Annotated in this window: 12 protein-coding genes; 2 read left to right on the top strand and 10 right to left on the bottom strand. The window is 73.5% G+C overall.

All coding sequences use genetic code 11. From position 1 onward, the window contains the following. Position 1 precedes the first annotated feature (1 nt). The gene (locus H297_RS0129000) at positions 2–1,141 is read right to left on the bottom strand and encodes a lipid-transfer protein (protein ID WP_027739908.1); all 1,140 of its coding nucleotides are present in this window, start codon (positions 1,139–1,141) and stop codon (positions 2–4) included. 365 nt (positions 1,142–1,506) lie between these two features. On the opposite strand from H297_RS0129000, the gene H297_RS0128995 reads away from it, so the two are divergent. After that, positions 1,507–3,093, top strand: a complete 1,587-nt coding sequence (locus tag H297_RS0128995) for a FadD3 family acyl-CoA ligase (RefSeq protein ID WP_027739907.1) — start codon at positions 1,507–1,509, stop codon at positions 3,091–3,093. 38 nt (positions 3,094–3,131) lie between these two features. Here the strand turns inward: H297_RS0128995 and H297_RS0128990 are convergent, their stop codons facing one another. From H297_RS0128990 to afsR, 3 genes are all read right to left on the bottom strand, one after another. Further along, positions 3,132–3,326, bottom strand: coding sequence for a hypothetical protein (locus H297_RS0128990; protein ID WP_027739906.1), 195 nt, complete (start codon positions 3,324–3,326; stop codon positions 3,132–3,134). Positions 3,327–3,473: 147 nt separating this feature from the next. Further along, on the bottom strand, positions 3,474–3,635 hold the full coding sequence (locus H297_RS43440) for a hypothetical protein (RefSeq protein WP_158693766.1): 162 nt from the start codon (positions 3,633–3,635) through the stop codon (positions 3,474–3,476). A gap of 215 nt (positions 3,636–3,850) precedes the next feature. Continuing rightward, complete coding sequence (gene afsR, locus H297_RS0128980) at positions 3,851–6,793, bottom strand: SARP-family global regulator AfsR (RefSeq protein WP_027739905.1); 2,943 nt, start codon at positions 6,791–6,793, stop codon at positions 3,851–3,853. A gap of 191 nt (positions 6,794–6,984) precedes the next feature. Here afsR and H297_RS0128975 point away from each other — a divergent pair, with 191 nt between their 5' ends. Beyond that, positions 6,985–8,277, top strand: a complete 1,293-nt coding sequence (locus tag H297_RS0128975; RefSeq protein WP_037795712.1) for an amidohydrolase family protein — start codon at positions 6,985–6,987, stop codon at positions 8,275–8,277. A 172-nt stretch (positions 8,278–8,449) separates the two neighbouring features. Here the strand turns inward: H297_RS0128975 and H297_RS0128970 are convergent, their stop codons facing one another. From H297_RS0128970 to H297_RS39000, 6 genes are read right to left on the bottom strand one after another with little or no spacing between them, the layout of a single operon-like run. Further along, complete coding sequence (locus H297_RS0128970; protein WP_027739903.1) at positions 8,450–9,721, bottom strand: cytochrome P450; 1,272 nt, start codon at positions 9,719–9,721, stop codon at positions 8,450–8,452. Then, complete coding sequence (locus H297_RS39010) at positions 9,631–11,016, bottom strand: cytochrome P450 (RefSeq protein ID WP_051352262.1); 1,386 nt, start codon at positions 11,014–11,016, stop codon at positions 9,631–9,633. Before H297_RS39010 ends, H297_RS0128970 begins: the two co-directional genes overlap by 91 nt. Beyond that, positions 11,013–11,705 carry an ATP/GTP-binding protein gene (locus H297_RS39005; protein WP_027739902.1) on the bottom strand — a complete coding sequence of 231 codons (693 nt, stop codon included), beginning with the start codon at positions 11,703–11,705 and terminating at the stop codon, positions 11,013–11,015. Before H297_RS39005 ends, H297_RS39010 begins: the two co-directional genes overlap by 4 nt. Further along, the gene (locus H297_RS0128955) at positions 11,677–12,045 is read right to left on the bottom strand and encodes a DUF742 domain-containing protein (protein ID WP_027739901.1); all 369 of its coding nucleotides are present in this window, start codon (positions 12,043–12,045) and stop codon (positions 11,677–11,679) included. Before H297_RS0128955 ends, H297_RS39005 begins: the two co-directional genes overlap by 29 nt. Then, positions 12,042–12,464, bottom strand: coding sequence for a roadblock/LC7 domain-containing protein (locus H297_RS0128950; RefSeq protein ID WP_027739900.1), 423 nt, complete (start codon positions 12,462–12,464; stop codon positions 12,042–12,044). Before H297_RS0128950 ends, H297_RS0128955 begins: the two co-directional genes overlap by 4 nt. Continuing rightward, a complete protein-coding gene (locus H297_RS39000) occupies positions 12,461–14,437 on the bottom strand; it encodes an ATP-binding protein (RefSeq protein WP_027739899.1) in 1,977 nt (658 codons plus the stop codon). The genes H297_RS0128950 and H297_RS39000 overlap by 4 nt, the downstream gene beginning before the upstream one ends. Positions 14,438–14,454 lie beyond the last annotated feature (17 nt).

The following is a 14,454-nucleotide window of genomic DNA, read 5'->3' as shown; positions in this document are numbered from 1 at the left end:
GTCAACTCCTCAGCAGCAGAGCGGAGGTGGGTACGCAGGCGCCTGCCGTCACCAGGCAGGTCGAGGCGTCGGGCACCTGGGCGGTGGAGGTGCCGCGGAGCTGCCGTACCCCCTCGGTGATCAGGTTGAAGCCGTGCACGTACGCCTCGCTCAGCCCACCGCCCGCGGTGTTGAGCGGCAGCCGGCCGCCGATCTCCAGCGCCCCGCCCTCGGTGAAGGCGGCCCCCTCGCCGCGCCCGCAGAAGCCGTAGCCCTCCAGGGAGAGCGGAACGAGCACGGTGAAGGCGTCGTAGATCTGCGCCACGTCCACGTCGGACGGCGTCAGGTCCGCCTGCCTCCACAGCTGTTGCGCCGCCGTCCAGGCCGGGCCGTGCAGGGGGTCGTCCCTCCAGTAGTCGACCATGCCGTGGTGCTGGGCGGGCAGTCCCTGGGCGGCGGCGTGCACGTAGACGGGCCGGTGCCGGCAGTCGCGGGCGCGGTCGGCGGAGACCAGCACACAGGCGAGCGCGCCGTCGCTCTCCAGGCAGTTGTCGAACAGGCACAGCGGCTCGCTGATCCACCGGGAGGTCATGTACATCTCGCGGGTCAGCGGCCGTTCGTACATCATCGCGGCCGGGTTCTGGTTGGCGCGGTTGCGGCAGGCCAGGGCGACGTTGAAGAGGTGGTCGCGGGTGGCGCCGTACTCGTGCATGTAGCGGCGGGCCAGCATGCCGATCTCGTCGGCGGGCCGCAGCAGCCCGAAGGGGCGCGTCCACTGGGCCGGAGTGGGCAGTTGCGCCACCGTGTTCCGCCACGGCCGGGCACCCGAGCCGCGCTTGCGGGAGCGCCAGGCGACCCCCACGGTGGCCTGGCCGGTGGCGATGGCGGCCGCCAGGTGGGCGACGGTGGCACACGAGCCGCCGCCCCCGTAGCCGACCTTGGAGAAGAAGGTGACGTCCCCCGCCCCGATCGCCTCGGCGACCTCCACCTCGTCGGTCTCCTCCATGGTGTAGGAGGCGAAGGCGTCCACCTCGGCGGCGGCGATGCCCGCGTCCTCCAGCGCCGCCAGGATCGCGCGGCAGGCGAGGGCCTTCTCGGACTCGGGCAGCCGCTTGGCGAACGGTGTCCGGCCTGTCCCGACGATCGCCGTGGCGTCCTTCATGGCGTCCTCCTTGGGCGACCTGGCGTCTTTCGGCACGCGGCCCGCGAAGCCGGTACCGGCCCGTGAGCCGAAGCCGGTACCGAGGTGCACGCCGCTGCCGGCACTGCTGCTGACAGTGCGGGAGGCTACAGCTAACCTGACGGTGTGTCAGGTGCCGGTGCGTGGCGAAACCCGGCGCACCGGCGGGGAGCAGCCGCACAGCGGCGCGGAACCCGCCGCCGCGCGAGCGCACAGCGGCGTGACCGAGGAGGCGCACAGTGAGTGGTACCGGCACCGACATCCCGCCCGGCCCCGACATCCCGCCCGACCCCGAGGTCCCGCCCGGACCCGACACTCCGCCCGGCTCGGACCTCCCGCAGGAACGGATCCCCTCGACCGTCCCCGAGCTCGTCCGGTCCGCCGCGGCCCGCTACGGGCCGCGCGAGGCGGTCGTCGAGGGACGCACCCGCGTCTCCTACGCCGAACTGGGCGAGCGCGTCGAACAGGCCGCCGCCGCGTGCCTGGCCCACGGCCTCGAACCCGGCGACCGGGTGGCCGTGTGGGCCCCCAACACGCTCGACTGGATCGTCGCCGCGCTCGGCGCGGTCACCGCCGGCGGCGTCCTCGTCCCCCTCAACACCCGCTTCAAGGGTGCCGAGGCCGCCTATGTGCTGGGCAGGACCCGCGCCCGGCTGCTCTTCGTCACCGGCACGTTCCTGGGCACCTCGTACGTGGCCTCACTGCGCCGCGCCACCGCGCAGGGGTCGGGCGAGGGGCCGCTGCCGGGGCTGCCGCACCTGCGGGAGGCCGTGGTGCTGGCGCCGGACGCGCCCGCCGCCTTCCGCACCTGGGAGGGGTTCCTGGCGGCCGGCGCGGCGGTCCCCCGGGAGGCGGTACGTGCCCGGGCGGCGCAGGTCGCCCCCTCCGACCCGTCCGACCTCGTCTTCACCTCGGGCACCACGGGCCGCCCCAAGGGAGCGGTCATCACGCAGGAGCAGACCCTCCGGGTCTACGCCGCCTGGAGCGAACTCGCCGGACTGGCCGAGGGCGACCGCTACCTGATCGTGAACCCGTTCTTCCACACCTTCGGGTACAAAGCGGGCGTCATCGCCTGCCTGTTGCGCGGCGCGACGATGATCCCGCAGCCCGTCTTCAACGTCGAGACGGCACTGGCGCACATCGCCACCGAGCGGATCAGCGTGCTGCCCGGACCACCCACCCTCCACCAGGCGCTCCTCGACCATCCCGCCCGCCACCGGCACGACCTGTCGGCCCTCCGCCTCGTGGTGACCGGTGCCGCCGTCGTCCCCCTCACCCTGGTGGAGCGGCTCCACACCGAGCTGGGGGTGCCCACCGTGCTGACCGCCTACGGGCTGACCGAGGCCTCCGGTACCGTCACCATGTGCCGGCGCGGCGATCCCGCGGAGGTCGTCGCCCGCACCTCGGGGCGGGCCCTGCCCGGTACCGAGGTGCGTGTCGTCGCTCCCGACGGCACCCCGCAACCGCCCGGCGAGCCCGGCGAGGTCCTGGTGCGCGGCTACCACGTGATGTCCGGCTACTTCGAGGAGCCGGAGGAGACCGCGCGGGCCCGCACGGCCGACGGCTGGCTGCGCACCGGCGACGTCGGCGTGCTGGACGGCGCGGGCAACCTGCGGATCACCGACCGGATCAAGGACATGTTCATCGTCGGCGGCTTCAACGCCTACCCCGCAGAGATCGAACAGGCCCTGGCCCGGCACCCCGGCATCGCCGAGGCCGCCGTCGTCGGTGTCCCCGACCCCCGCCTCGGCGAGGTCGGCAAGGCCTTCGCCGTCCGCCGTCGCGGTGCGACCGTCTCCGCCGACGAACTCATCGCCTGGTCCCGCCGGGAGATGGCCAACTACAAGGTGCCGCGCCAGGTCGAGTTCGTCGCACGGCTGCCGCGCAACGCGAGCGGCAAGGTGGAGAAGACGCGGCTGCGGTCACCGGGATGACTGCTGTCCCGCCCGAAGTCCCGTCCGCTGTGGCGGACTCAGCGGGCCGTCGAGGGGGCGGCGGTCCCGACACCGGAGCTGTGGTTGTCCTCGGTGCTCGCCGGTGCCGAGGCGCTCGGGGCCGACTGGGCGTGGTCGTGCGTGGGGACCGCTGCCATGGCCGGCGTGGCCATGGCTCCCACTGCGCCGAGAACGAAAGCGCACGCGGTCACCATCTTCTTCGGGGTGGTCATGGCCTCTCCCAATGAGGAAAACAGCGCGAGAATGGGAACTCGGTCCGGTCATTCCCGAGCTTCTTCGTGTACAAACGGTCGACCGCCGCCGACGGCTCCCCCTCCATGCCGTCGGCGGCGATCGACGAGTCCCCCGTAGTGGATGGTTCAGTTGGCCGTTTCGCTCGAACCGTGGTTCTCATCGGCGCCGGTGACCACCGAGGAACCGTGGTTCTCCTCGGTGCCGGTCTCCACGCTGGAGCCGTGGTTCTCCGTCGTGGAGACGTCGTCCTTCTTCTTGGGGCGCTCGATGGTCTCTTCGGTGGCCATGGTGGCTTCTCTCTTCCTCGGGCGATGCGATTCGAGTGCCCGCCCAGCGGCTCCCCCGATGACCGCCGGGCGGGCGAGTCGAGGTCGCTCACACTATCGGAAGAGCGACCTTCTCCCCTGGTCGATTCGCCGGCCCCCCGCTGGGGCGGATCGACTGCTAAGAGCATGGCCGTCACCGATAAACGATTGATGAACGTTCTCTGCGCGTAACGCTCTCAGTGCCGCTCGGCCGCCGAAAGCAGGTGCTGGGCCTCGCGGAGCTCGGCGGAGTCGAGTTTCTCGAAGATGGTTGCCGCCTCCGTCCAGCAGGCGTATGCGCGCCCGGTCTGGCCGAGGCAGGCGAGCGCCTTGCCCAGCACGAGCAGGACGGTGCCGCGCCGCCACTCCCCGCCGATGCTGCGCAGGACGAGCGCGCGCTCCGCGCAGGACGCGGCCATGGCCGGATCCCCCAACCGCAGATGGGACTCCGCCATGCGGAAGTGTGTGACGCCTTCCCAGCGCAGTTGCCGCGACTCGTGGAAGAGGGCGCGTGCGCGCTCCAGTTGCGCCAGCCCTTCCGCCGGGCGGTCGGCGTGCGAGAGGGCGCAGCCCAGCGTGTACCGGGCGTTGGCCAACCGGGTGGCGCTCCCCATCCGGGAGTACATGTCAAGCCCTTGCTCCGCCAGTTCGATGGCGCTCTCGTGGCGGTCCAGGGAGGTGTGCACCCGCGAGAGGTTGCACAGGGCGCTGGCCAGACTCGGCAGGTTCCCGTCGTCGCGGAAGGCGTTCGCCGCGGTCTTGAGCAACTCCTCCGCGTCCCAGAAGCGGCTCTGGTAGGTGGCGATGATGCCGCGGTCGTTGGGTGCGTAGGAGCTGGCCAGCGGGTCACCGCACAGGCGGGCCAGCTCCGCGGCCCGTTCGGCCTCGACGTCGGCCTCGGGGAACCGTCCCGCCAGCGCGTAGACATGGGTGAGCATCAGCCGTGCCCGTGCCTCGGTCCGGTGGTCGCCGACCGCCGCGGCGGCGTCCCGTACCGCCGTGGCGGCCTGTGCGTAGGAGCCCGACTGCACGCCCGAGTCGGCGAGGTCCTTGGCGGCGATCAGCAGATCGGCGGCGCGCGGGCCGGAGTCGCCGGCCGCCATCTGCTCGACGCAGGCCAGCAGGCAGGAGGCTTCGGAGAACAGCCATCCCAAAGCGGCGTCCCAGTCCTCGAAGGCCAGGCCGGGGTGCGGGACCGGCGTCAGGTGGTCGACGGTGCGGTCGCCCGCGCGCGTGAGGGCGAAGCCCCGTGTGGCCGTCGCCAGGTAGAAGTCCAGCAGGCGCCCCACGGCGGCCGCGCACGTGCTGGGCGGCTGTTCGTCGCGTTCCGCGCAGGCGCGGGCGAAGAGGCGGACGAGGTCGTGGAAGCGGTAGCGGCGGGGGGCGGCGGACTCCAGGAGGGAGGTGTCGACGAGGGACTCCAGGAGGTCCTCGGTGTCCTCGGGGGTGCGGTCGAGGAGGGCGGCCGCGGCGGCGAGGGAGATGTCGGGGCCCTCGGCGAGGCCCAGCAGGCGGAAGGCGCGGGCCTGTTCGGGGTCGAGCTGGCCGTAGCCGAGCTCGAAGGTGGCCTTCACGGCCTGGTCGCCGGCCTGGAGCTCGTCCAGGCGGCGCCGCTCGTCGCCGAGCTTGGCGGCCAGGACGGAGACGGTCCAGGTGCGGCGGGCCGAGAGCCGGGCCGCCGCGATGCGGATGGCCAGCGGCAGGAACCCGCAGGCGGCCACCACGTCCATGGAGGCCTCGCGCTCGGTGAGCACCCGCTCCGCGCCCACGATGCGGGTGAAGAGGGCGAGCGCCTCGTCGGGGCTCATCACGTCCAGGTCGACGAGGTGCGCGCCGGCCAGGTCGACCATCCGGACCCGGCTGGTGATCAGCGCCGCGCAGCCGGCGGTGCCGGGCAGCAGGGGGCGGACCTGGGCGGCGTCGCGGGCGTTGTCGAGCAGGGCGAGGAGGCGGCGGCCCGCGAGCAGGGACCGGAAGAGGGCCGAGCGGTCCTCGACGCCGCTGGGTATGGCCGAGTCGGCGACGCCCAGTGCGCGCAGGAACGAGCCGAGGACCGCCTCGGGCGCGGCGGGCGCGGAGCCGGCGCCCTGCAGGTCGACGTAGAGCTGCCCGTCGGGAAAGCGGTCGGCGGCGGCGTGGGCGACGTGGATGGCCAGCGTCGTCTTGCCGACCCCGCCGATTCCGGCGACGGCGGAGACGGCCATCACGGTGCCGTCGGCCTGGGCGAGCTGGTCGCCGAGTTCGGCGACGAAGGGGGCGCGGCCGGTGAAGTCGGCGACGGTGGCGGGGAGCTGGGCGGGCCGGGTGACGGCGGGGCCGCCGCCGGAGGGCTCGTCCGCCTGGAAGGTGAGCTCCTCGTCGGCCTCCAGGATGCGCTGCTGGAGCTCGGCCAGCTCGGGGCGCGGGTCGACGCCGAGCTCGTCGGCGAGCAGGCGCCGGGTGTCGGCGTAGACGGCCAGCGCCTCGGCCTGCCGTCCGCTGCGGTAGAGGGCGAGCATCAGCAGTTCGCGCAGCCGCTCGCGCAGCGGGTGGGCGGCGGTCAGTGCGGTGAGTTCGCTGACGGCCTCCGCGTGGCAGCCCACCTGGAGATCGAGGTCGAGCCGCAGCTCCAGCAGGCCCAGCCGCCACTCGTTGAGGCGGACCCGCTGGTGTTCGGCGTAGGGGCCGGGTATGTGGGCCAGGGGCTCGCCGTCCCACTGGGCCAGGGCGGCGCAGTACAGCTCGCGGGCCTGGCAGCGGTCCCCGCCGGAGGCGGCCTTCTCGGCGCGTGCGACCAGGTCGTGCGCCGTCTCCACGTCGAGCGGGGCGTCGGGGCCGGTGTGCAGGGCGTAGCCGCCGGACTCGCTCACCAGCAGCCCTGCGTCGGGCCCGAGGGCCTTGCGAATGCGGGAGGCGTAGGTGCGCAGGGCTGCTTTCGCCTGCTCCGGGGGCTCCTCGCCCCAGATGGCGTCGATCAGTTCCTCGGCGGTCGCGGTGTGTCCGGCGCGCAGCAGCAGTGCCGCGAGCAGGGCGCGCTGCTGGGGTGAGCCCATGGGGAGCACCTGCTCCCCGCGCCAGGCGCGTACGGGACCGAGCACGGCGAAGCCCAGACGGCGCTCCTGGTGCTCCGTTCCGCCCCGCGTGTCGTCCCCGGCGCCCATGGGTGTGCCCCCTGCTGTCCGCACTCCTCCGTTCCCCGTAGGGGTCAGTCTGCCTTGTCCGTGCCGGTTACGTCAGCTCAGGTGACCGCCTCTCTACGAAGCCTTCGAATTCGGCGCCGGGTCGGCGAGCGGCAGCGGCGGCCCGTGCGCAAGAGCTGACGGGTCGTCAGGTCGGCGCTACCGTGGTCGGTATGGACACCCTCGACACCGCGGCCCCGGACACCGGCAGGGACACCCGCACGGACACCGGCCCCGGCACCCCGGACGACTTCCCCGAGATCATCTCCGTCGACGACCACACCGTCGAACCGCCCACCGTCTGGCAGGACCGGCTCCCCTCCCGGTACCGCGAGAGCGGGCCCCGCATCGTGCGGGCGCCGCTGAAGGAGATGACGTTCGCCGGGGGGAGGTTCGCCCCGACGATGGGCGCCCCGGGCGAGGCGGGGCCGCTCGCCGACTGGTGGGTCTACGAGGACCTGCGCCGCCCGCTGACCAGGCTGGACACGGCCGTCGGCTACGACAGGGACGAGGTGCGGCTGGAGGCCATCACCTACGAGCAGATGCGCCCCGGCTCCTTCGACGTGGCAGCCCGCCTCGCCGACATGGACGTCAACCACGTCCGCTCCGCGCTGTGCTTCCCCACCTTCCCCCGCTTCTGCGGCCAGACCTTCACCGAGGCCAAGGACCGCGAGCTGGGACTGCTGGGCGTGCGCGCCTACAACGACTGGATGGTCGAGGAGTGGTGCGGCCCCCAGGCCAGGGGCCGCCTCATACCGCTCACCCTCGTACCGCTGTGGGACGCGGAGCTGGCCGCCGCCGAGGTGCGCCGCAACGCGGCCCGCGGGGTGCGCGCGGTCTGCTTCTCGGAGATCCCCCCGCGGCTCGGCCTGCCCTCCATCCACACCGACGCCTGGGACCCCTTCCTGCGGGCCTGCGACGAGACGGGCACCGTCATCGCCATGCACATCGGCTCCTCCAGCCGGATGCCCTCGACCTCCGAGGACGCGCCGCCCGCCGTGGGCTCCACCATCACCTTCGCCAACTGCTGCTTCTCGATGGTGGACTGGCTGATGAGCGGCGCCTTCGAGCGCTTCCCCCGGCTGAAGATCATGTACGCGGAGGGACAGATCGGCTGGATCCCCTACATCCTGGAGCGTGCCGACGTGGTGTGGGAGGAGAACCGCGGCTGGGGAGGGGTGGCAGACAAGGTGGTGCGCCCGCCCTCCGAGCTGTTCGCCGAGCACGTGTACGGCTGCTTCTTCGACGACGCGTTCGGGCTGCGCAACGTCGAGTCGATCGGCGTGCCCAACGTGCTGTACGAGACGGACTATCCGCACTCCGACTCGACCTGGCCCCGCTCCCGGCAGGTCGCCGAGGAACAGATGGGACACCTGCCGGCCGACGTGGTGGAGCGCATCGTGCGCGGCAACGCCATCGACCTGCTCGGCCTGACGGACGAGGGCCTGTGGGCGGGCCCGACATGAGGCGCGAATCCTGCGCCGAGCGCAGGTCCCCCGCCCCGGGCCGCCGCAGCGCTGAGCTCCGCGGGTCCGCAGCCTGAGCACGCGGGACCCGCGGACGTTCCCGCGCGGCCCCGGCGGACTCCCGGCCCGGCCTGCCGGGGGCCGTACGCCGGGCCGGGCGGGGCGGCTGCGCTCAGCCCAGCGGCCGTACCGGAAGCCGCGCGTGGCCCTGGGCGATGCAGGACGGCACCTGCGCCACCTCCCCGGCCGGTACGGCGAGGGCCAGCTTCGGGAACCGGTCGAAGAGCGCGGACAGCGCCGTACGGGCCTCCATCCGGGCCAGCGAGGCACCCAGGCAGAAGTGCACGCCGTGCCCGAAGGAGAGGTGCTCGGGGGCGCGGCGCCGGACGTCGAAGGAGCCCGCGTCGGCCCCGTACTTGGCGGGGTCGCGGTTGGCGCTGCCGATGGTGGTGAGGATCGCCTCGCCCTGCCGGATCGTGGTGCCGTCGGGCAGGACGATGTCCTCGACGGCGAACCGCAGCGGCACGTTGGAGACGCTGGGCGCCCAGCGCAGGGTCTCGTCGATGACCGCGTCCCAGGTGGCCCAGGTGGCCCAGGTGGCCGAGGTGGCCGAGGTGGCCCGGGCGTCCAGCACCAGCCGGAGCTGCTCGGGATGGGTGAGCAGCGCGTGGACGGCGTTGCCGATCAGGTTGACCGTGGTCTCGTGCCCCGCGGCGATCATCAGCAGCAGGGTGTCCAGCAGTTCCTTCTCGCTGAGCCGGGAGCCGTCGTCGTCCCGCGCGCAGACCAGCACGCCGGTCAGGTCCTCGCCGGGCTGCCGCCGCTTGGCCTCGACCAGCGCGGTGAAGGCGGCATGCATGTCCACCGCCAACTGTCCGGCCTGCTCGGGGGTGAGCGTGGTGTCCATGGCGGTCGCGACCACGCGCTTCATCTCGGGCCGCTGCTCCGCGGGCACGCCGAACAGCTCGCAGATCACGTTCATCGGCAGCAGGTGCGCGTAGGTGGGGCGCAGGTCGACGACGCCGCCGGTCTCCGGGCGCTCCGCCTGAGCCGCGATCTCGTCGAGCAGTCCGGCGGTGATCTGCTCGACACGCGGCAGCAGCGCCGCCGTGCGGCGCGCCGTGAAGGCGGGCGCCACCAGCTTGCGGAGCCGCTTGTGGTCCTGGCCGTAGGAGCTGAGCATGCTGTCGGGGTCCACCCAGGCCCGCACCCAGGTGTCCCGGAACTCGCCGCGCTGCCAGGCGGGCCAGTGCCTGCGTGCGTCCCGCGAGACCCGCGGGTCCAGCATGAGCTGCTTGAGCACCTCGTACCTGTTGACGTACCAGGCCCGGACACCGGAGGGCATCAGGACTGCTACCGCGTCTCCGCCCAGTGAGCGGAGGCGCTCGGCCTCGCCGGGGATGTCGCGGCCCAGCGGGTCGAGGACGACCGACTGCTCTTCCACGGCGTCTCTCCTGCCTGATCGGGGGTGAGGGGGGTGAACCGGGCGGGAAGCGCGACCAGTCCGCGCTGGAACGGCCCCGGGCGCCAGGCGAGTTCGTCGTAGGGCACGGTCAGCTCCAGGTCGGAGAGCCACGCGGTGAGCCGTTCGATCGCGGTCGTCGCGATGAGCATCGCCGGCTGCTGCACCGGGCAGGCGTGCGGGCCCGCCGCCCACGACAGGTGCGCCCCGCCGCCCGAGTGCTCCGCGCCGGTGCGCCGGCCGGGGGCTGTACGGCCGCCCTGTGTGGTGGCCGCGGCGTAGGAGACGAGGACGAGCTGGCCCGCGCGCACCGGCACCCCGTGGAAGAAGACGTCCCGGCGGGGGTGGTGCGCGGAGAAGTTGGCCATCGGCGGCTCGTTGCGCAGCACGTCGTGCAGCGCGTCGCGGGGCGTGAGGGCGCCGCCCGACAGGTCGCCGTAGTAGCGGTCGTCGACGAGCATCCGGCTGAGTGCGTTGCCGATCAGGTTGGACAGCGGCTCCGCACCCGCTCCGAACGTCAGCGCGATCTGGTCGATGACCTCCGCCGGGGTCAGGGCCGCCGGGTGATCGATGAACCAGGAGGCCAGGTCGTTGCCGCGCTCGCGCTCCTTGGCCGTGTACAGCTGGGTGATGTACCGGGTGTAGGCGTCGTCGGCGGCGCTCGCCTCGCCCTCCTGGCTGTCGAAGACGCCGCTCACGCCCTGGATGAGCAACTCGCCCTGTGCGTCGTCGAGTCCGAGGGCGCGGTTGAGGAACAGCAGGGGCAGCAGCCGCGCGTACTCGCCGATCAGGTCCGCCTCGCCACGCTGGGCGAACCGCGCGATCAGGCTGTCGGAGAGGTCCCTGACGACCGTGCGCAGCTCGTGCGGCTCCAGCCGCGCGAAGCTGTCGCTGATGACCCTGCGGTAGCGGGCGTGCTCCTCGCCGTCGGTGTACAGCGGGGTGGGGCGGTGCCGCAGCAGCGGCAGCACCGGCGAGTCCGCCGGCACCGTGTCCTGCCAGACCCGCGAGTCCTTCGACCAGGTGTCCGGGTCGTGCAGCAGGTCCAGCGCCGCCCGGTAGTCGATCACCAGCATGGCGCCCACTCCGGGGGCGATCTCCACGGGTGCGAGGGCACCGAAGCGGCGCAGCCGCGCGTAGACGGCGTACGGGTCGGCGGCGAACTCCTCCCCGTACAGCTTGGTCAGCTCGGTCAGCTCGGTCAGCTCGTGGCCGGTGCGGTGCAGCGGCGAGGGCGTCGCCCCCGGGGTGCGGCCGGGTGGGGGCGGGGCGTTCACGCGGACTCCTGGGGGCGGGTGCCGGTCGCGGCGGAGGGCGGCGGGCCGTGCTGGTCGAGGGAGTCGAGGACGTGGGCGACCAGCGCGATGAGCGCAGCCGCCGACTGGTCGCGGTCGCGCGCGTCGCACACCACCAGCGGGGTGTCCGGATGCAGGTCGAGGTGGTCGCGGAGGGTGTCGGTGCGGTGCGTGGGGGAGTCGGGGAAGGAGTTGACCGCCACCGCGTAGCGCAGCCCGGCCTCCTCGACCATGTCCATCACCTCGAAGGAGTCCGCCAGCCGCCGGGTGTCGGCCAGCACCAGGGCGCCCAGCGCGCCGCGCGCGATGTCCTGCCACAGGGGCCGGAAGCGGCGCTGCCCCGGGGTGCCGAACATGTACAGCACCAGGTCCTGGGGCAGTGTCAGCCGTCCGAAGTCGATGGCCACCGTGGTCGTGGTCTTCTCGCGCACCCCCGCCAGGTCGTCCACGAGTGCGCCGGTCTGCGTCATCACCTCCTCGGTGTGCAGCGGTTCGGTCTCGGACAGCGAGCGGATGAAGGTCGTCTTGCCCACCCCGAAGGGCCCCGCGACCAGCAGCTTGACCAGGGTCTGCGGCCGGTCGTCCAGATATCTGGCCGCGCCTGCCGCCGCGGGCTGTGGCCTGCCGGCCCGGTCGCCCGGGCTAGCAGGACTTGAGAGTGCGGAGTCCATCGAGAACTTTCTCCAGAATCTGCCGCTCCGGCAGTTCGGCGTCGGGGATCGGGGCGCGGGCCATCAACCGGCCCGCGTCCACCAGGTCGGCCACCAGGACCTTGACCACGCTGACCGGGAGCCGCAGATGTGCGGCTGTCTCGGCGAGCGAGAGCGCACCGCCGCGCAGCAGCGTCAGCAGCCGCGTCTCCTCCGGGCGCAGCCCGGAGACCGTCGCCGGGTCGGCGGCGCCGTGCAGCACGGACAGCCGGTCCAGGGTGTTGCGGCTGGGCCGTGCGCGTCCGTACGTCGCCAGGTAGGCGGGCACCAGGCGCCTGCGGTCGGGGCGCTGCGGGCTCATGCCGAGGAGTTGCGGGCCGGACTGTTCATGGTCTTCGCCCCCAGGGACGCCACCTGCACCTGCATCTGGTGCGTGACCACGCCCATGTTGACGTCGGGACCGGCGAAGACGGCGAGCGCCGTGTTCTCGCCCGCCGGGATGGCGAAGACCCAGCCCTGGTCGGACTCCACGACGGTCTGCCTGAGCCGGACGTCGTAGGTGCCGGCGAACGCCGCGGTCGTCGTACGGGCCGCACCTTGCAGCGCGGAGAGCATCGCGGCCACCCCTTCCGCCGCTTCCCGCCTCAGGTCCGGCGACCGTCCCTCGATGAGGCCGTCACCGGAGATGACGGCCGCGTGGAGGACGTGCGGCAGGTCCAGGAGCGGGGCGAGCACCCAGGAGGTGTCGTCGCGCAGAGCCTTGCGTGCGGAGGTTGTCATTCCGGATTCCCTTCGGCGGAACGGGATACGGCGTTCGGGCCCGCGGCGGCCTCGTCCGCGTCCACGGCCGCGCGGCCCGAGGCGGTACCGCGCTGGAAAGCGGCCCAGCGCTCCGCGCTCTCCTCCGGGGACACCCGGGGCTCCGGCGGGCGCGGCCCCTCCCCGGGGGCCGCGCCGCTGTGCCGGGCGCCGCCCTGGGGGTCACCCGCCTCGGCGGCGGGCGCGGCGGACGGTGCGGCCTCGGCTGCCGTCCGCCGTCGGCGCCGCCGGGGCAGCGCGGGCTCGGCTCCGGGGAACGGAGCGCCGGGCCGGGGCGCGGAGGCGGTGGCGCCCTCCTTGGCCGGGACGTCGGCGGTGCCGCCCGCGGACGATGGGACCGCGCCGGCGCCCTCGGCCGGGACACCCGTGGTGCCTGCCCGGGCTGGAGCACCTGTGGTGCCTGCCCAGGCTGGAGCACCTGTGGTGCCTGCCCCGGCCGGAACATCCGTGGTGTCTGCCCGGGTCGGGACACCTGTGGTGTCTGTCCCGGTCGGGGCACCCGTGGTGTCTGTTCCGGTCGGGATACCTGCGGTGTCTGTCCCGGTCGGGGCACCTGTGGTGTCTGTTCCGGTCGGGATACCTGTGGTGTCTGTCCCGGTCGGGGCACCTGTGGTGCCTGCCCAGGCTGGAGCACCTGTGGTGCCTGCCCCGGCCGGAACATCCGTGGTGTCTGCCCGGGTCGGGACACCTGTGGTGCCTGCCCCGGTCGGGGCACCCGTGGTGTCTGCCCCGGTCGGGACACCCGCAGCGTCTGCTCTCGCCGGGCGGGCCGTGGTGCCTGCCTCGCGCGGCGGCAGTCCGGTGCCGCGCCGGGGCTGCGGCACGGCGTTGCGGGCGGGCGGTGCGGGTGCCATCGGCGACATGGGCTGCTCTTCCTCGTCGAGCAGCGTCAGCAGCGGCTCGCCGGGGAGGTGCACGACGGCACGGACACCGCCGTAGGGGGACGCCTCCAGCGAGACGGAGAAGCCGTACTGGCGCACCAGTTGTCCCACCGCCGCGAACCCCGTCCTCGGCGGGTCGCCCAGCTCGGTCAGCAACGGTGCTTCGCCGCCCTCGACCATGCGCCGGGCGCGCTCCATCTCCTCGCTGTGCAGGCCCACTCCGGCGTCGTCGATGATCACCGAGGCGCCGCGGTTGCCCTGCTGGACGGTGACGGCGACGGGGAGTTCGGGGTGCGAGTAGTGCAGCGCGTTGGCCAGCAGCTCGGTCAGCACGACCGCGGCCGGCTCCACCGCGCGCGCCACGACGCCCACCGGGTCGCGGAGCCGGTTGGTGATCCGCACCCGCTCGTAGCCGGTCAGCCGGGACATCGCACCGACCACCACGTCGGCCAGGTGCGAGTTCTGCCGGGTGAGGCCGGGCCAGGCGCCGCAGACGATCGCGGTGGACTGGATCCGCCGCAGCGCCTGTTCGTTGAGGAAGTCGGCGGCCAGCAGGTCCTCGGCGACGGACGGGTCGTCGTACCGCTCCTGCATGGCCTGCAACCGGGTCTGCAACTGGTAGAGCAGCGCCTGGATGGTGGTCGTGGCGCCGCGCATCGCGGCCTGCGCCGCGCCGTCCACGCGCAGCCGCTCCTTGCCGACCGCGTCACCGAGCTGGTCCATGACCGCGTTCAGCGCGCGGTCGAGGCCGGTCTCGCGGAAGGCCGGGTCGAGCAGGCCGCGGACGGGGACGTGGGGGTGGGCGAGGGCCGTGGCCAGGTCGGGCAGCCGGGCCCCGGCCAGGTGCCGCACCTCGGCCTCGGTGGCCTGCGCCCGCGCGGCCAGTGCGGCCTGGTGGCGCACCGCTTCCTGCAGCTCCTGCGCGGTGGCGGCACAGCGGCGGCGCAGCCCTCTCGCCTGCCGCATCGAGCGCCCCAGCAAAAGGGCGAGTGCCGCGGCGGCCGCCGTCCCCGCGGACAGCAGGACGGTCAGCGCCACCGGTATCTCGGTCATCGGCGTCCTTGAGCGAT

The organism is Streptomyces sp. CNT360 (assembly GCF_000424785.1).
The sequence above is the reverse complement of the archived record's forward strand: the minus strand, read 5'-3'. Positions and strand labels throughout refer to the sequence as shown.